At 60.6% G+C, this 17,798-nt stretch carries 15 protein-coding genes; 6 read left to right on the forward strand and 9 right to left on the reverse strand.

Translation table 11 applies throughout. The annotated features are described in order from the left end of the window. Positions 1-40: 40 nt before the first annotated feature. Positions 41-2,014 carry an ATP-dependent zinc metalloprotease FtsH gene (gene ftsH / locus ACWJKU_RS12095; protein ID WP_454142553.1) on the forward strand — a complete coding sequence of 658 codons (1,974 nt, stop codon included), beginning with the start codon at positions 41-43 and terminating at the stop codon, positions 2,012-2,014. Positions 2,015-2,086: 72 nt separating this feature from the next. On the opposite strand, the gene ACWJKU_RS12100 is transcribed toward ftsH, so the two are convergent. Next, positions 2,087-3,547, reverse strand: coding sequence for a glycosyl hydrolase family 57 (locus ACWJKU_RS12100; RefSeq protein ID WP_454142554.1), 1,461 nt, complete (start codon positions 3,545-3,547; stop codon positions 2,087-2,089). A gap of 147 nt (positions 3,548-3,694) precedes the next feature. Here ACWJKU_RS12100 and ACWJKU_RS12105 point away from each other — a divergent pair, with 147 nt between their 5' ends. Then, entirely contained in the window at positions 3,695-4,543 is an 849-nt protein-coding gene (locus tag ACWJKU_RS12105; protein ID WP_454142555.1) for a DUF3530 family protein, read from the forward strand. Between the two features lie 71 nt (positions 4,544-4,614). Here ACWJKU_RS12105 and ACWJKU_RS12110 read toward each other — a convergent pair whose 3' ends face one another. From ACWJKU_RS12110 to purM, 3 genes are all read right to left on the reverse strand, one after another. Next, positions 4,615-4,992 (reverse strand): cupin domain-containing protein, encoded by a 378-nt coding sequence (locus ACWJKU_RS12110; RefSeq protein ID WP_454142556.1) that lies wholly within the window; start codon positions 4,990-4,992, stop codon positions 4,615-4,617. A 70-nt stretch (positions 4,993-5,062) separates the two neighbouring features. Next, positions 5,063-5,791, reverse strand: coding sequence for a glycosyltransferase family 2 protein (locus ACWJKU_RS12115; RefSeq protein WP_454142557.1), 729 nt, complete (start codon positions 5,789-5,791; stop codon positions 5,063-5,065). A 31-nt stretch (positions 5,792-5,822) separates the two neighbouring features. Further along, entirely contained in the window at positions 5,823-6,872 is a 1,050-nt protein-coding gene (gene purM, locus ACWJKU_RS12120) for a phosphoribosylformylglycinamidine cyclo-ligase (protein ID WP_454142558.1), read from the reverse strand. A 219-nt stretch (positions 6,873-7,091) separates the two neighbouring features. Between purM and ACWJKU_RS12125 the strand changes: the two genes are divergently transcribed. The 4 genes from ACWJKU_RS12125 (at position 7,092) to ACWJKU_RS12140 (ending at position 10,221) form a co-directional block, all read left to right on the forward strand. Beyond that, positions 7,092-8,075, forward strand: a complete 984-nt coding sequence (locus ACWJKU_RS12125) for a DUF2066 domain-containing protein (RefSeq protein ID WP_454142559.1) — start codon at positions 7,092-7,094, stop codon at positions 8,073-8,075. Continuing rightward, positions 8,072-8,641, forward strand: coding sequence for a CDP-alcohol phosphatidyltransferase family protein (locus tag ACWJKU_RS12130; RefSeq protein ID WP_454142560.1), 570 nt, complete (start codon positions 8,072-8,074; stop codon positions 8,639-8,641). Before ACWJKU_RS12125 ends, ACWJKU_RS12130 begins: the two co-directional genes overlap by 4 nt. 64 nt (positions 8,642-8,705) lie before the next feature. Next, on the forward strand, positions 8,706-9,104 hold the full coding sequence (locus tag ACWJKU_RS12135) for a hypothetical protein (RefSeq protein ID WP_454142561.1): 399 nt from the start codon (positions 8,706-8,708) through the stop codon (positions 9,102-9,104). A 67-nt stretch (positions 9,105-9,171) separates the two neighbouring features. Continuing rightward, positions 9,172-10,221: a COX15/CtaA family protein gene (locus ACWJKU_RS12140; RefSeq protein ID WP_454142562.1), complete on the forward strand. Its 1,050-nt coding sequence runs from the start codon at positions 9,172-9,174 to the stop codon at positions 10,219-10,221. 133 nt (positions 10,222-10,354) lie between these two features. Here ACWJKU_RS12140 and ACWJKU_RS12145 read toward each other — a convergent pair whose 3' ends face one another. The 5 genes from ACWJKU_RS12145 to ACWJKU_RS12165 form a co-directional block, all read right to left on the reverse strand. After that, positions 10,355-11,368 carry an FAD:protein FMN transferase gene (locus tag ACWJKU_RS12145; protein ID WP_454142563.1) on the reverse strand — a complete coding sequence of 338 codons (1,014 nt, stop codon included), beginning with the start codon at positions 11,366-11,368 and terminating at the stop codon, positions 10,355-10,357. Positions 11,369-11,444: 76 nt separating this feature from the next. Next, complete coding sequence (locus tag ACWJKU_RS12150; RefSeq protein ID WP_454142564.1) at positions 11,445-13,220, reverse strand: SLC13 family permease; 1,776 nt, start codon at positions 13,218-13,220, stop codon at positions 11,445-11,447. A 124-nt stretch (positions 13,221-13,344) separates the two neighbouring features. Further along, complete coding sequence (locus ACWJKU_RS12155; RefSeq protein WP_454142565.1) at positions 13,345-13,944, reverse strand: methylated-DNA--[protein]-cysteine S-methyltransferase; 600 nt, start codon at positions 13,942-13,944, stop codon at positions 13,345-13,347. Positions 13,945-14,028: 84 nt separating this feature from the next. After that, a complete protein-coding gene (locus ACWJKU_RS12160; RefSeq protein ID WP_454142566.1) occupies positions 14,029-16,950 on the reverse strand; it encodes a class I adenylate cyclase in 2,922 nt (973 codons plus the stop codon). Beyond that, the gene (locus tag ACWJKU_RS12165; RefSeq protein WP_454142567.1) at positions 16,947-17,735 is read right to left on the reverse strand and encodes a diguanylate cyclase domain-containing protein; all 789 of its coding nucleotides are present in this window, start codon (positions 17,733-17,735) and stop codon (positions 16,947-16,949) included. The genes ACWJKU_RS12160 and ACWJKU_RS12165 overlap by 4 nt, the downstream gene beginning before the upstream one ends. Positions 17,736-17,798: the final 63 nt, after the last annotated feature.

Consider the following 17,798-nt stretch of genomic DNA (forward strand, 5'->3'; position numbering starts at 1 on the left):
GTATCCGCCGGCAGTCCTGCGGTTCCTTTGGGAGGATGATATGAATAAAAATTCACAAAATTCCTTGTTGGGTTCCCTGGGTAACAATATTCGGACGTTCCGGAAAAAGCTCGCGGATCGTTTGCGAAACGCCGGCTTCATCGGAAAACCCGATATCGAAATCAATCCGCGCGGCGGCGACGAGGGTGGCGATCAGGAGATGCGGCGGCGCCGCATCAATCTCTGGCTTTATCTCCTTCTGATCGTGGCCACCCTGTATTTCTGGCAGGGCTACCAGGAAGTGCGCCAGGATGAAATCCCCTACAGCGAATTTCTGAAATACGCGCAGGAACAGCGCGTCGAGGACGTCGTGGTGACGGATCAGCTCATCACCGGCTATCTGAAGCCCCAAGCTCCCGAAGAGGAACGACGGCGCTTCATCACCGTGCCGCTGTGGAACCAGGATCTGGCGCAAGCCCTGGAACGAACAGGCGTCCAATACACGGTTCGCCACACCAACAACTGGCTGGGCAATTTCATCTTCAACTGGCTGCTGCCCATCGGCATCCTGTTCGCGCTGTGGACCTGGATGGCGCGCCGCATGACCGGCGGGCGCGGTTTTTTGGGCATCGGCCGCGGCCGAGTCCGTATTCATGCCGACTCGTCGTCGAAAGTCACGTTTCAGGACGTGGCCGGCGCCGAGGAAGCCAAACAGGAACTCAGGGAAACCATCGAATTCCTCCGCAATCCGGCCCGCATCCAGCGACTGGGCGGCCGCATGCCGAAAGGCGTTCTGCTGGTCGGCGCGCCCGGCACGGGCAAGACCTTGCTGGCGCGGGCGGTGGCCGGCGAAGCGGGCGTACCGTTCTTCAACATCAGCGGTTCCGAATTCATCGAGATGTTCGTCGGCGTCGGCGCGGCGCGGGTGCGCGATCTGTTCGAACAGGCTCGCCAGAAAGCGCCGTGCATGATCTTCATCGACGAGCTCGACGCCATCGGGCGGGCCCGCGGCGGACCGGTCGTCATGGGCGGTCACGACGAGCGCGAACAGACCTTGAATCAACTGCTCACGGAAATGGACGGCTTCGATCCCTCGATCGGGGTGGTGGTCATGGCGGCGACGAACCGCCCGGAAATCCTCGATAGAGCCCTGCTGCGCGCGGGGCGTTTCGACCGGCAGATCGTGGTCGACAAACCGAGTCTGGACGACCGGGTGGCGATCCTCCAATTGCATGCCCGCAACGTCAAGCTGGGTCCGGACGTGAATCTCCGCGTCGTGGCCCAACGCACGCCCGGACTGGTGGGCGCGGACCTCGCCAACATCTGCAACGAGGCCGCCATCATCGCCGTGCGCGAAAACCGGAATGCGGTCGGCATGCAGGACTTCGAGGCGGCCATAGACCGCATCATCGCCGGTCCCGAGAAAAAGAGCCGCACCCTCGGCGAGCAGGAAAAGCGCCGGGTCGCTTATCACGAATCGGGACACGCCCTGGTCGCCGAGGTCGTTCCGACCGGCGAACCCGTACACAAGGTTTCCATCATTCCCCGCGGCGCCGCCGCCCTGGGCTTCACCCTGCAACTGCCCATCGAAGAGAAATTTCTCTCCACCGAGGACGATCTCCGCGATCAGATCGCCATCCTGCTCGGCGGGCGTACCGCCGAAGAATTGGTGTTCGGCAATATTTCCAGCGGTACTCACAACGACTTGGAGAAAGCCAGCGAAATCGCAAGAGCCATGGTTTGCCAACTGGGCATGAGCAAGAAACTCGGCCCTCTCACCTACGGCAAAAGGCAGCAGCTCGCGTACCTCAATGTCGAAGGAACCGAAGAACGGAACTTCAGCGAAGAAACCGCTCAGCTAATAGATGCGGAAGTCAGGGGACTGGTCGAGGAAGGACAGCGCCGGGCGCGGGAAATCCTCACCGAGCGGCGCACGACCCTGGACGAGATCGCCAAGGTCTTGCAGGAACGGGAAGTGGTCGGCGGCGATGAGATCAAAGAGATCATCCACCGGATGGAACCGCGCCCGGCCTGACCTTTTTGATCGCCGAGAATAAAAAAGCGGGCTTTGTGCCGCCCGCTTTTTTTCGCCCTCCGCAAAACGCCGTCAGAAGTCGTTGTTCACGATCTCCGCCGTCCGCCGGCAGATCTCTTTTCCGTAGTCGGTCCACAGCCCCTGCCCCCAATAGCGGTAGCAACTGGTTTGGGCCGTCATCAAATGGAACAGCGCATTCCGATAACGCGGGTCGTCGGTCGGGGCGCCCTTCTTGAGAACTTTCTCGTAAAAGAGCGAACTGGCCTCCTCCATGGGACCCAACACGTTCTCGTAGCCTTTCACCCAGGAGATATCGCTGGTCCAGCTTCCGCCGTCCATGTGAAAGCGGTGATCTTCTTTCTTGAGTTCCTCGATGGCTTTTTCCAGCCTCTCGGCGCCGTCGCCGGGTTTGAACCGATCCCAAATCTTCTTTTGAAACAAGGGCTGAACGATCGGGAAATCGCTTTCCGTTATCCCCATGCCGGCGAGAAATTCCAGGTATTCGGTCACGTTCATGAGCGGCGTTTCCGATCCGCTGGCTTCCCGAACCACTTCCATGAATTTCGGCGGGAATTCGTTCATCATCACGCCGCCGTTTTCGCCGTCGGCAATCTGAGTCACCAGAGGCGGAACCGATTTCCCGGCCAAGGTCCACCGCGACAGGCTTTTGGCTTCGTAATAAGGCTGCATCTGCGCCACCAGCTTGGTGTCGCTGCCCTGGGTCTTGATGATCGCGACGATGCTGACGCTTTCGCCTTTCGAGTTGGTGCAGACCAGACGGTGCGGCAAGTGCTTGTGCTCCGGCCCCCAGCCGTTTTCCGGACGCTCGACGGTATGCTCCTGCACCAGAACCCAGACGTAACCGCAGTCCCTGAGCGTCTTCACGAATTCGTAGGCGACATCCGGATGATTCGGCAGCGCCATCTCGGACGGCGAGAAACCCCTAACCCGCTCCAAGGCTTCGATGCCGAAAATGGCGGCGAAATGGTGCTGCCAGGCTTTGACGTGCAGCCGGTAATCCTGAACCGGGGTCGACGGCGCCACGGCATGGCCCCAGGGCGCGCCCAGCCATTCGACGGCGCGGCGGTAATCCGGGTTACAGGTGATCGTCTTGAGATTGTCGAACACGTCGTGCAGGCCCATCTCGCGGAGGCCGTGGAACAAGGTTCCCGAGTACTCCAGCATGACCCGCGGTTCCTTGCCCTCGTGCATCAGTTGCGGCACGAATTCGCCCATGCGCTTGTAGCACCAGTGGAAAACCGGGGCGTTATGGTTATCGCCGATCTGCTGGTTTTCCATCATGTACTTGAGGTTGCTGATGATCCTGGCTGTGGACAGATCGCCGCCGCCGGCCGGGATCAAAGGCTGATGCATGTGCAGCGCGATCGCGGCGGCGCTTTTGACGCGGCCGAAGTCGATCGGACTCGAATTTTTGAAAACCGTGCCCGGTCGGTTTCGAACCGCCTGCTCGATCGAAGATTCCGAGCCGCTGATATTGGGCAAATCGTCGACGATTTCAGAGAATGCTTCCATAGATGACGCTCCGGTAAGCTGGGAGGATAATCCGCATTTGCGGCGTTTTTGGCTGTGGGCCAGGCATAGCTCCGCCCAGTTTACACGAATCGAATTCGCCGAACCGCCGCATGCGGCCCGTTTTTTCACCTTGCAAGGAAACCATTCGTGTTCCCAAAACGCCTCTGTAAACCGCTCCGGGCAATCTCGATCTCGGCCTGCCTGGCGGTCGGTGAAGCCTTGGCAACGGACATGCATCGAGAACGCCGGATCGCCGAGGACATCGGGCTGCGCGTCGGCCCGGACGAGGCGATCCGGCTGCAAGCGTCCGATATCGAATTTCAGGGACTCTTCCGGGAGGCGCCGCCGAAAGACGTACGTGGCGGCGTGATCCTGCTGCACGGAAGACATTCGAATCAGGATGCGGCCGATCTCATCGGTCCGCTCCGGCGGGGCTTGCCGGAACATGGCTGGAGCAGTCTGTCTTTGGCCATGCCGCTATCCGAGCCCGACGATCCGCAGGTCGATGCCGACCTCCTCCCGGAAGCAACGGCCAGGCTACGGTCCGGTGTGGCGTTTCTCAAGCAGAAAAACATCGCGAACATCGCCTTGCTGGCTCACGATAGCGGCGCATGGGCGGCGCTGAGCTATCTCGCCCAAGCCCCCGATCAAGCCGTGAAGGCCGCCGTGCTGATAGACCCGGCACCGGCGCGGGAACTCGATCCGCCGCCGGTCTCGTCCGAGGGTCTGAGCGCTATCCGTTTGCCGATACTTGAAATTCTGAGCCGTCGAATGGCGGCGCCGCCCGACGATGCGGCTACGCGGAAGCGCGCCGTCATGAAAGGCCGTTCATCTTACCGGCAACTGGTCCTGAATGAGCCTGACCGCGGCTGGCAAGATGTCGAAAGCTTTCTCGTCAACCATATTCACGGCTGGCTGGCGCGCTCGCCGATTGACGAAAGTCCGGACCCGGCCGCGCCTCCGCGGACCGAAAAACAAAGCGGCGCGAATCCCTGATAAGCCGACCGTTCCCGATTTCGCGCCTCGCGGACCCTCCTCGGGGCTTCATGGGCAAGCGCGGCGCTTATTTATTTGGGCGTCGCCAGTTCGAAGATGATGATTTCGGCCTCGCCCTGCCCGACATTTTCCGCCGTCATCCATTGCCCGGACTCCCAAAACACTTCGCCCGGCCCGTATTCGCGCACCTGACCGCCTTCCTCGATTTTGATCTTGCCCTTTACGACGTAGCGCGGTCCGGGTCCTTCGTGAGTATGCAAAGGCGTCTTGTAGCCTTCGGGGAAGATGATTCGAACGGTCCGCGCATTGACTTTATTGGATGGCAGTTCGACCATTTTCTCCAAAAGCACCTGACGCGGCGGCATCTTCGGTTCCTCGGTCGAGGTCACTCCGGCCCAGGCGGCAGCGGAAAAAAAAGCGGTCGAAAACAGGATGGAATTCAGTCGCATGTGATTTTTCCTTCTTTTTGTACGAGTCGAACTCGAAAACTTACGCCATCTTGCATGGGAGATAAAGACGCTAACGGCCCGCGACTTCCTCCACATCCGGAAGGTGCGCGCGCCGTTGCAGCCACATCATTCCGAAAAGGTCGACGATACCTACCCATAACCGGTGCCAGGTTCCGTATTTGGACACGCCGCGCACCCGGGGCCGGTGATCGACTTCCACCGACATGACTTTTCCGCCGGCCCTCTGGACGAGCGCAGGCAGGAAACGATGCATGTGGTCGAAATACGGCAGGGAAAGGAACAATTCACGGGAGAAGACTTTAAGCCCGCACCCCGTATCCGGCGTGTCATCCCGGAGCAGCGAACCGCGCACGGCATTGGCGATCTTAGAAGAGAACCGCCGCCAGCCGCTATCCTTGCGGCGCTTGCGAAAGCCCGCCATCAGGGTCTTCGTTCCGTCCGGGTCCGACGCCTTCAAGGCCGAGATCAGCCTGGGAATATCGGCGGGATTATTTTGCCCGTCGCCGTCCAGGGTCGCAATGAGCCGCCCCCTGGCCGCGCGAACTCCGGTCAACAAGGCGGTGCTTTGACCGCAGCAGCGCCGATGGCGCAGAACCCTGAGCCGCGGATATTGCGCCCGCAAGCCGTCGAGACGGGCCAGGGTCGCGTCGGTGCTGCCGTCATCCACGAAAACCATTTCGTAGTCCCCGGCATTGATCAGGGCCTGGTCGATTTCGGCGATCAGCGGTTGAACGTTGTCCTCCTCGTTGTGAACGGGCACGACGACACTCAGATCCATAAATCCTCTCGAACGGTAAAACTAACGCATGTCACGGCTGAACGTATCTGACCCGCGGGCCTTCGCCGGCCGATGCAACCTCGCCGATGGCAAACACCGTCTCCCCGGCGGCGGTCAGCGACGATCGAGCCGTCTCTTCGTCTTCCGGCGCAACGCAGACGATCATGCCGATGCCGCAGTTGAAGGTGCGCAGCATCTCGCCCTCATCTACCCCGCCTTTCTCCTGCAACCAGCGGAATACGGCCGGTCTCGGCCATGCATTTGGGTCGATCGCCGCCTCCGTCCCTTCCGGCAGAACCCTGGGCAGGTTCTCGGTAATCCCGCCGCCGGTGATGTGCGCCAGGGCATGAATCCGGATTTGGCGCATGAGCTGCAACAAGGGCTTGACGTAGATTCGGGTCGGCTCCAGCAGCCATTCGGCCAGGGGTTTTCCGTCCAGCGGCCGTTCCAGGGGACGGTCTTCGCGATCGACGATCTTGCGGATCAGGGAATAGCCGTTCGAGTGCGGACCGGACGACGCCAGGCCGAGTAGCCTGTCGCCCGGGCGAACGCGGCTCCCGTCGAGGATCTCGTCCTTCTCCACGATGCCCACGCAGAAGCCGGCCAAATCGTAATCGCCTTCGCCGTACATTCCCGGCATTTCCGCCGTTTCGCCGCCCACCAGGGCGCATCCGGCGAGCTCGCAGCCCCGGCCGATGCCCTGGATCACCGCGGCGGCGACGTCCACCTCCAATTTGCCGGTAGCGTAATAATCGAGAAAAAACAGGGGCTCGGCGCCCTGGACGACGATATCGTTGACGCACATCGCGACCAGGTCGATGCCGACGCCGTCGTGATATCCGGTGTCGATGGCCAATCTTAGTTTCGTCCCCACCCCGTCGGTGCCGGCGACCAGAACCGGCTGTCCATAACGGTCCACCGGCAGCTCGAACAGCGAGCCGAATCCGCCGAGTCCGGCCAGCACGCCGGGAATCCGGGTCCGGGCGGCGACCGGCTTGATCCGCTCGACGAGCGTATTGCCGGCCTCGATATCGACGCCGGCACTTTTATAGTCCAGGGATGCGGGTTTGCTGTCGGTCAAGCTGAATCTCCGGGAAATCAATTCGAAAAAAGAACTCTAATGAGCCGAAAACCGGTGCGAATCCAACCAAACTCATCTTTAGCCGAACGGACATAGAGAGTTTTAGCTGTTTCAAGGGATTATGATATTGTACAACGCTCTTCGCCAACCTGCGGGAGGATCTTCGTGCGCCTCGTCGCCTTAGTCAGCTTGTGGCTCGTAACGGTTTGTCCGAACCTTATGGCCGCCGAAGTAAAAGGATTGTATCGAATGGAAGTCGCCGCACAGAGCAAGGATGAATCGGCCCGCGACGAAGACATCCGCAAAGCTCTGGAGCAAGTCCTCAAGCGACTGGTCAGGACCGATGTCATGCCGTCCAAGACCATCCGCTCCATGCTGGAAAAACCCGACCGCTTCGTTCTGCAATACGAATACGAAACGAAATCGGACGGTAACGCGCCGCGCGACTATTTGCGCGTGGATTTCGATTCGTCCCGCATCAACGATGCCTTGCGCGAATCGAACATCGGCTCTTGGGGAGAGCAACGGCCCGAGGTGCTCGTATGGCTTTCGATCGAGGATAACGCGGAAAAATCGATTTTCGCGGCCGAGCAGATGCCGGAGATCGATCGCGCCCTCCGCGCCGCGGCCGAGGAAAACGGATTGTCGGTGACGGCCCCCTTATGGGATTTGACCGATCAACAGAACCTGAATCCGGACGACGTGGACGCCGGCCGCGAAGAGCGGATCCGGCAAGCGTCCGCGCGCTACGAAACCGATGCGGTCCTTGCCGGACGCCTGTCGCACAAGCCGGAGGGGACGTGGGATGCGGCTTGGCGGCTTTATCTTCAAAATCGCGACGAAACCTGGCAAGGAAATTTCCCCGATCTCCCGGAAGCGCTCCGGTCGGGCACGGCGGGGACATATGCCCGCCTGGCCGAACGATTCATTCCGCGCACCGCCCAGGAGACGATCCTGGAACTGAAAGTCGTCGGTCTGTCGTCCCTGGATGCGATCGATCGCGCAGCCGCCTACCTGAGCCGGATGTCCCAGGTCAAAAAGCTGGAATGGGAAGGCGTGGACGCCGATAGCGCCTTGTTCAAGCTATACATACTCGGCGACAGAACAGCGCTGGAAGAGGCGCTCGCCTTGGGGCGCGTGTTGAGACCCGTCGCCAACGACGATCGGCAGTTTTCCGGGCTAACCTGCCAACTGGCCGAATGAAAGCACGTCACATCCCCAACATCATCTCGGTCTGCCGGATCTTGCTCGTTTATCCGATCATCGACTCGATGCTGGAAAAACGTTTCGATTGGGCGCTGGCACTGTTTGTCACGGCCGGCTTGTCGGATGCTCTGGACGGTTTTCTCGCCAAGTATTTCCACTGGCAATCCCGGCTCGGCTCATACATCGACCCTTTGGCCGACAAGCTGCTGCTGGTCTCCTCTTATGTCGTGCTGAGCTTTATGGGATTGCTCCCGTTCTGGCTCATGGTTACCGTGGTCTTGCGCGATCTGGTGATATTCACCGGAGCCGTACTGTATTATTTCCTGCTGCGGCCTTTCGACGGACAACCGCTGCTGATCAGCAAGCTGAATACGCTGCTTCAGCTTTTTTTGGTGTTCGTCGTACTCCTGAATTACGGCTTTGCGCCCTTACCCCCCATGATTCTCACCGGCCTCGCCGCGGTGGTGCTCGTGACAACTCTGATCAGCGGCGCGATGTATGTGTATGTCTGGGGAAGCAGCTATTACCGCGAAACCCGAGCTTTAGGCATGCACAATGACTAGCGAACCGTTTTTCATATTTCGATCGAGGCGCTTATCCCGAATACGCCGCCGGATCCTAGCATTTTTGTCGCTCCTTCTTCCTCTCCCGGCCATCGCCCAGGGACAACTTTGGATGCCGGGCGGAGCGCAGGGCGAGCGACTTTTTATCGAACCCAATAGTCCTCGCGCCAACGAAGATATCCTGATCTATTACCAGCGGCGGGGTTGCAGCGAGGACCGCATCAATGCCCAAATGAAAGGAAACGAAATCGAGATTGTCGTCAATCACTACGGGCAGTGCCTTTATACCTTCCAGCCATACGGAAACGTCCTCCCCGGCGGCGGGCTTTACCAAGGCTATCGGATCGGTCGATTGCCGGTCGGAAATTATCGCGTTCGGTTGTATTATCAGGATTTATCCGAGAGTTCTCGTACCCGTAGTTTCGGCATTTCCGAATCCTTTTCGGTAATGCCGGCTCGCTAGACGCCGGTATCGGTCCGCCGTCCGGCATCTTGCAAACACAACGTCTAGTTTTGTCGAAATATCAGCCATGAACGATACGGTTTCTTCCGATTTCAATCCCCAGAACGTTTTCCATGCAAACGCGGACGATCCGGCGGTCTCCAGGCGGTTCCGCCGGATCGGCCTGATCACGATCGCGGCCGTTTATTTCCTGATCTTGGTCGGCGGCATCGTCAGAGCTTCCGGCGCGGGCATGGGCTGCCCCGACTGGCCCACCTGTTTCGGCCGTTGGATTCCGCCTACCGACGAATCCCAGTTGCCTCCGAATTATCACGAAATTTACGCCGAACGCGGCTATGCGGACACCGAGTTCAATCCGGTCAAGACCTGGACCGAATACCTCAATCGCTTAACCGGCGTGACTATCGGTGGACTCGTTTTTCTGACTTTACTCTACTCGATTCCGTATCTGAGACGGGATCGAACCGTTTTCTTCCTGGCGTTATCGATATTCTTACTGGTGGCATTTCAAGGCTGGTTGGGGTCGGCGGTCGTCGCCAGCAATTTGCGGCCGGTCATGATTACCCTCCACATGGTGATGGCGTTCGTGATCGTCTGCCTCCTGATCTACGCTATCGCGCGATCGCAACAAGACGCGATGCGGCGTCTCGAAACCGGAGCGTTATCGCCGCGGTTCAAAACCGTCCTGATGGCGGCCGCGGGAATGACGCTGCTGCAGATCGCCATGGGAACCCAGATCCGGGAGTCGGTGGACGTCATCGCCGCCGCCTTCGATCAAGGCGGGCGCCACCTCTGGCGGGAAGAGTTTCCGATCGTTTTCTATGTCCACCGCTCGTTTTCCTCCGTCATTCTCTTCACGAACCTATGGCTGGCCTGGAATCTGGTGCGGCGCCTGGAACGCAGGCACCTGCTGCGGAACCTGGGCCTGGCCTTGGGCGCTCTGGTCGTCGCCGCCGTCGGCACCGGGGTAACGCTCGACCGTCTGGGCTTTCCGGCCTTCGTGCAGCCGATTCACTTGGTCCTGGCCAATCTGATCTTCGGAGCCCAGTTTTTCCTGTTGATCGCGTTGCGCTATTCGGAAAAGTCCGTGCGTACGGCCGCCGTACGCCTCGGCTAGAGCACTTCCGATCGGGTGCAGCGCCCGCTTTCGCAGACGCTGCACGTTTCTCGTCCCGTTCGAGCGTCCCCGAGCATCGCCGCCGCGCCTGGGCGAAAAACGCTTCAACGACTCCGCCGCATCCGGCAGAAAGCTATGGCGCGGGAGCGCTCATGAACCGGCTGCTCATGCGCTCCTTGAGTTCCTCGCCGTCCCTGTAAATAAATAAAGCCTTGAGACCTTCGGCTTCGGCGATCCTGGCTCCCTCGACTTCGCCCACGCACAAAAGAGCCGTGGACCAGGCGTCCGCCAGCGTCGGGTCGTCGTGCAGAACGGTGACGGACAGAAGGCGGTGCGCCACGGGACGGCCGGTCTTGGGATCGATGATGTGGGAATAGCTTTGGCCGCCCGATTCGAAAAAGTTTCGATAGGTGCCGGACGTCATGACGGCTGCGCCGTTTTCCTGATGAATGTCCAGGATGCGCTGGACTTCCCGGGCCAGCGGCGTCGGCTTTTCGATCGCCACCCGCCACGGCGCGCCGTTGGCTTTGTGCCCCTTGACCTTCATTTCGCCGCCGATTTCCGCCAGATAATCGCGAATGCCCCGGCTTTCGAGCCGGTCGGCCACGGCGCTCACGGTATAACCCTGCGCGATGGACGACAAATCGATCGTAAGCTCCGGGTCCTGTTTGCGGATGCGGCCGTTTTCCGCATCGACCTCCAACTTGTCCATGCCCACGTGAACCAGGGCCCGGTCGATCTCGCCCTGCTCCGGCACCCGGTTCTCGTGCCTGGAGAACCCCCACAGATCGAATAACGGCTTCACCGTCAGATCGTAGCACCCCCCGGAACGCCGGTGGACATCCTTCGCGATCGTCGCCAGCCGGACAATCTCCGGAGAAACCGGAATCCAGTCGGTCGTTTGCTGCCGATTGATGCGGGAAATTTCCGAATCCTCCCGCCAGTTCGACAGCTTTTCGTCGACCCGCGCGAACACCGCCTCGACGTCGGCCTTGACTTGCTCCGGCGTCGTCGCGGCCTTGTCTATGACCATCTTGAGGTGATAGGTGGTGCCCTGAATCGCCCCGGAAAGCTGGGTTTCCGTCGCTTGTTCACAGCCGGCGAAGGTCAGGACGACCGGCAGGCAAAAAATGTATCGAAACTTCATGAGAAAAACCGAGTAGAGCGCGCCGCGCGCGAAGGCCGAGGATAATTCGATCGTTATTCGGCTGCGTCGGCCGGCGCTAGGGATGAAACGGCCACACCCAGGGAATGATGTTCAGCGCCACGATGCCCATGAGGATATTCAAAGGAACGCCGAAACGCACGAAATCGCTGAAACGATAGCCGCCGGGGCCGTAAACCATTAAGTTGGTCTGATAGCCGATGGGCGTGGAAAAACCCATGGAGGCGGCGATCATCACGGCGATGATGAACGGCCAGAAACTGACATCCAGTTTGTCCGCGACGGCCAGCGCCAGAGGAAACATCAACACCGCCACCGAGTTGTTGCTGAGCAGTTCGGTCAGCACGACCGTCAGGAAATAAAACAGCACCAGCACCAAAAGCGGATTGTCTCCCGCGATATTCAGAAAACCCTGCGCGATGCCCGAAGCCGCGCCGGAAATCTCCAAAGCCTTGCCGAGACCGAACGAGGCCGCGATGGCGAGCAATACCTGGCCGTCCAGACTTTTCCGCGCGGTCGGCACGGAACAGCACCCGGTCAGCAACATGGCGCCCGCGCCGAGCAAAGCCGCCTTGAGCATGCTCAGCCATTCGAAAGAAGCGCTGATGACCACCGCGGCCAAGATCAACCAGGCCATGCCGGCGCGTTCGTGCCGGACCGGCAGATACTCGGACACCTGGCTGACCAGCAGGAAATCGTTGGAATTCCGGTGCCGCTCCAGGAAAGGCGGGCGGACGTCGAGCAGAAGCGTATCCGCGGGCTCCAGCCGGATTTCGCCGATCTTGCCGGAAATGCGCTGGCCGTTGCGCGCCACGGCGATCACCGACCCGCCGTACACCATGCGAAAACGGCCTTCCTTGATGGTTTTGCCCACCAGGGCGCATTGCGGCGAAACAACTGCTTCCACCAAGACGCGCTCGCGGTGCTTTCTGTCCTCCAGGGTGAACGACTGATCGGCCGACGGACGCAATCCCTTGATCCGCTGCAACTCCACCACCGAGTCGCTGACGCCGGCAAAAACCAGCTGATCGCCGGGCTGAAGGCGCTCGTAAGGCCCGACCGCCGCCAACACTTCGTCGCCCCGCTCGATTTCGACCAGATACAAGCCCTGCAAGTGGCGAAGACCGGCCTCTTCGATGGTCTTGCCCACCAGGGCGCCGTTTTCTTCCACCGCCATTTCGACCGTATATTCCTTGGGATTCTCGAATACGGCGCTGGCGGGCTTGCGCTCCGGCAACAACTTCGGCGCCAGAAACCAGATATAGAACATCCCGAGAATCGAGCAGGGAATGCCGACCCAGGCGATATCGAACAATCCCAGCCCCGGCTTGTCGCTGTGCAGCAGCAGCCCGTTGACGATCAGATTGGTGCTGGTGCCGATCAGGGTGATGGTGCCGCCGAAGACCGCGGAGTAACTCAGCGGAATGAGCAGCTTCGAGGGCGAAATTTGCAGGCGCTTCGCCCAGGTGAGAACGGCAGGCAGAAAAACCGCGACCAGCGGCGTGTTGTTCATGAAAGCGCTCACCGACGTGACCGGCATGATCAGCCTCAGCAACGCGCCGCGCAAAGATTTCGGACGTCCGAGCACGTGCTGGACCAGCATATCGACGCCGCCGGTCTCCCGTATGCCCGCCACTACCACGTACATCAGGGCGACGGTCATCATGCCTTCGTTGGAAAAACCGCCCAAGGCTTGCTCCGGCGTCAGCACGCCCAAGACGAGCAGCACCACGACTCCGCCGAGCAGTATCAACTCGGGAGCGGCGGCCGTGAACAGCAGCAAGCTTATGCACCCCAAAACCACACCGACCGCCAACCAGGCCTGTCCGCTCATACTGATTTTTTGCCTCGGAAAAAGAATTGCCGTTCAAAAGCCGGACATTCTAAACAGGATTTTAATGACGAAAAAGAATAAAACTTTATTTTTCTATAACGGGTTACTGAGTCGGGCGAGAGGCTTATTCTTCGGGATTCGGCCGTAGCGCCTCGCGCGGACCGCCGACGGCGGGTCGCGCGATCGAAGCGGCGGCCAGCGCCTCCCGCTCGAGCAGCGCGCGCTTGCGTTCGACGCCCCAGCGATAGCCCGACAGCGCGCCGCCGATGCGCACGACACGATGGCAGGGGATCGCCACCGCCAGGACGTTGGCGGCGCACGCCCGGGCCACCGCTCTGACCGCCTTCGGCGCGCCGATGCGCCGGGCGATCTCGGTATAACTCGCGGTCGCACCGACCGGGATTTCCCGCAACGCCTGCCAGACCCGCCGCTGGAACGCTGTGCCACGGACGTCGAGCGGCAGATCGAGCCCCAGGGCCGGGGTCTCGACGAAATCCGCGACCCTCGCCGCCAGTCGTTCCGACTCGGCGTCGGTGTCAACGCGGTCGGCGTGCGGGAATTTATCCCGGAGGTCGCGCATCGGCTGGTCCGGATCATCGCCCAGAAAAATCGCGCAAACGCCCCGCTCGCTGCGAGCGACGAGAATGACACCGAGGGAACACTCGCTCACACCAATGCGTATCGCCGTATCGACGTCCCCGGCGCGATCGGTCGAAAACGTCATGCCCAATCCCGATCCGATATTCCATAAGCGCGCATCCGCGCTGCAGCCGGCGCCGAGCGGCGGCGAGTCCGTTTCGCAACCGCTTCAAGCATTCAACCGTTCTTCGACTTTTTCCTTGAACTTGAGGAAGTGAATCGTCTGGAGCGCTTCCGGCGCATCCACGCCCAAAATGGAAAGCGGCAGATCGATATCGGTGATATAGATGGGATAGCGTTCACCGCTCCGGCGAAGCTGCATGATGTGGGCCGCCGCCATGGAAAACACGTTCTGTCCCGCATCCATCGACGAAAATTCCTGATCGTTGCAAAAAATGGTGTAGGCCGGATGGCCAAGCGCCGTTTCCTGGGCGAATACCCGGATTTCGAGCATGCGGCCGACGGGGACGGGCTGGAACTCGGCGGGTTTTACGCTGTAGCCGTCGGACGCGCGGTATTCCACCAAATAATATTCGAGCCCGCCGGCGGCGAGTACGTAACGTTGCAGAATATCGTCGAGAAACAAGGCATAGGGACCCAGCAAGCGTTGCGGTCCGGCCGGTTCGTGGACCCGGCGGAACAGCGAGCCCCGCTCGTCCAGAATATGAATCTTGACCTGCCCGGATTCCGGTTGGCAAAAGACCTGAATGACTCCCGGCCGATTGTGCTCGTATATCAAGGGCAAAGGGTCGTTTTCCAGCGCGGCACGGTCGAAAATCACCGGCGAAAACGCCGGCCGGGGAGCCGATAGCTCGGCATACAGGCGATCCGTGTCGGGCACGCTCCAGAAACGGACGCCGGCTCCCTGTTTATCGAACAGGTAAAATTCCGGGCCGCACCGCAGGACGTAGCGAAGCGAACCGTCCGAGTCCCGGAACGCCGCTCTCACGTCCCGGCAAAGCTCCTTGACCCTCCGGGCAATGGTTCGGGCCCGTCCGTCGGCGAAACAGAAACATTCGACGCGCGATTCTTCCGGGAATGACTCGTCGAGGAAGCTCCGATTGAATCTCCAATGCGGCGGAGCGGCCTGGGCAACCGATCGATCCAACGGCGGCCCATCACCCCCCCATCTTCCGGAGGGAGAAGGCTTTTTCAGAGCTTCCTTGACGAGATCGGCCAGGCAATCGAGGAATCCGGCCAGCCATCGGTAACGTTTGACCAGCGTTTCACGCCACGAGGTCAAAATCACGGCATCGACTTGATGGACCAGGTTGACCCGCTCGTGACCGTAGCTCAGCGCGTCATGGCGGCTGCTGGCCAGCCTGAAGCCGCCGCGGTCGGCGTCGGCATCGACGCCTAAATTGACGAACAGCGCCACGGCAACCGCGCGGGGAGCCCGGCCGTAATCCTCCAGATGTTCCGGCTCGCGGCGATGAGACGCGAGAAAACCGTTCAGCGCGTGCAGGCTATTTTTGAGTTCCAGGGGCGTCAGCGCGCTTTCGACGGTTTCCAGGAAGAGGCTGGCGTTCCGGTCATAAAGGCCGTTGAGCGACAACCACGCCAAAAGCTCGATCAAACTGCGGGCCTTCTTGAGATGCGGCGCCTTTCCCGCATCCGCGGCCCCGATCCGCCCGGAATACAAGGCCCATCCCATTTCGCCGTCCGCCAGGCGTATTTCGTGGACGGAAAAATCGTTAGCCTCGATACGGTCGCCGCTGTCGAGGCTCAGCTTTTCGACCTTGCCGGGTTTGGGCTCCAAAGCGGCGGAAAGCCGTCGCCCCAAAAGCTTGATCTCCTCTCCGGCCGGGCCGCCGATCTTGGCGTGCTCCAGCGCGAACTGCCTGACCGCTTGATAACTTCGGGCCAATTCGCGGTTGATGATTTTTTGCTCCCGCAAGGCTTTGATCACCGGCCAATGGCGTCTCTCGTCCAAATCCCGGATACGCTGAGGCGTCCAACCCCAGGCGCGGACCAGCGCCTGCAAGATATCCTGCCGCCGGCGTCTCTCGGCTTCCGCGCCCGCCTTGAACCGCACCAGTTCGCTGATCTTGAGGTACAGGCATTGGCGCGCCAATTCCAACCGCTCGCTCTCGCCGCGCGCCGACAAATACTGCTCCACGTCCCGGTACATGAGGATATAGGAATCGAGTTCGCGGTCATCCGGGTTGCCGTCGTACACGGCGGCCTTCAGGCGGGTGCAGAGCCATCGGGTTCGGGGATACTGGCTGGCGTAATTCTCCATCAGAAACAGCTTGAGCAACGACTTGTGCGGCGCGTCGATGGCCTTGTGCAACTGCCAGAGGGTGCCGCCGAGAAATTCGTCGGGCGAAACGTATTCGAGCCCTCCGAAATCGATGAAATCGCTTTCGTTGACGAAACGCTTTTCGCGCAAATGACTCAGGTATTCGCCGTACCGGTCCTCCTGGTCCGGCGGCACCAGCCACCAGGCCGCGGCGCGTCCGGCCAGCCAGACGCTGGTGCGATAGAACTCCTCCAGCAACAGATGATGCTGCACGCTGCCGCAGCTTTCCGACGAAATGGGGGTGCCGATCCCGAGACGGAAACGATCCATGTCGATGAAGAAGATATGAGCGTCCAAACCCAGGGACTGAGCCCATTTCTCCACGCCGGCCGCCTTGCGGCGCAACTCGTCCAGCCGGCTCTCACCCAGCGATCCCGAACAACACAGCCAAATGTCGAGATCGCTTTTCCGAGAATAAGCGATGCTGCTGGCGCTGCCCATCAGATAAATCCCCTGAATCGGGTACTCGGCGAGCGCGCGCCGCTTGTACTCGAAACTCTTGGTCAGGCGCTTGGCGGCGAGAAGCGTCCGGCGGCCGGGATGGTAATCGGGAATGCCGGCCGGCGTCTCGGAGGAAACGTAACCGGGCAGCATCGGGTGGTTGCAGTGGAACAGCAGCGGCAGCATATCGAGAAAATCCCGTCGGCGCGGCGGCTGATGTTCCTGAATGCGCAGCAGTTGAAGCCGGTGCAGATTTTGGAAGCGGCGGACGACCGCGGCCAAATCCTTTCGGCCGATATCCTCGCCGGGGCCGCCCAGTCTTATCGGCTTTAGCGCGATCGACGTCACGGCCGCTTCGCTCCGTCCCGATCGGGATAAAGACGCTGCAAGAGCTTCCGGACGTCGTCGCCCCGCTGCCAGGAGACGACCGTGCAATCGATGCGCCACATTTGCGCGCTGGCCAGGGCTCCCCGTTCCCCGCGGAGCTTGCTGGCGAGCGCTTCCGCATCGGTCCGGACGGTTTCGGGAAGAACCAGCAGAAATGTCGTCTCGTCGAGGCGCCCGATTTGGTCGGACCATCGCAACTGCGCATTGAATTCCTGGGCGATTTCGCGCAACGTGATGTCCGGCTCAGCCGCTCCGTGAGGCGGCTCCAGCGTGACGCGAATCATCGACAAGGCATTGCCGTAACGCCGGCTGCGGCTGACGTGGCCTTCCAAGGCCTGGAGAATGGCGTTGCGGCTCAGGAGCCCCGTATCCGGATCCTTGGTTCGCAGACTGGCCACCAGCTCTTGAAGGCGGGTCCGTTCCTGTTCGATCCGCACCCGATCGGTCACGTCCTCGAAGAAATGTGCCTCGGCGCCGTCGGCCAGCGCGGTGCGGCGACGCCGCAGCCAAGACGGCTCACCGCCGCAACACGCGATGCAAAGCGTGTCGTCTTCAACAAACAGGGCGGCCGGCCCGGCACCTTCCGCGGCCTCCGGAGTCAACCCTACCAGCCGCTCCTTGGTCATGCCGAACCACTGGGCCAGGCGCTCATTCGCCCAAAGAATTCTCCAATCGCGCACGATCACGACGCCCACCGGCGCCCGATCCAACGCTTCAGCCAAAGCTTTCTGCATGGGATTACTCATTCACATCGGTTGCTACCGGTTTAATTCTAACCTGCCGTGCGAGTTTGGCGGCCTGAATATGGC

Source organism: Methylocaldum sp. MU1018, assembly GCF_053646775.1.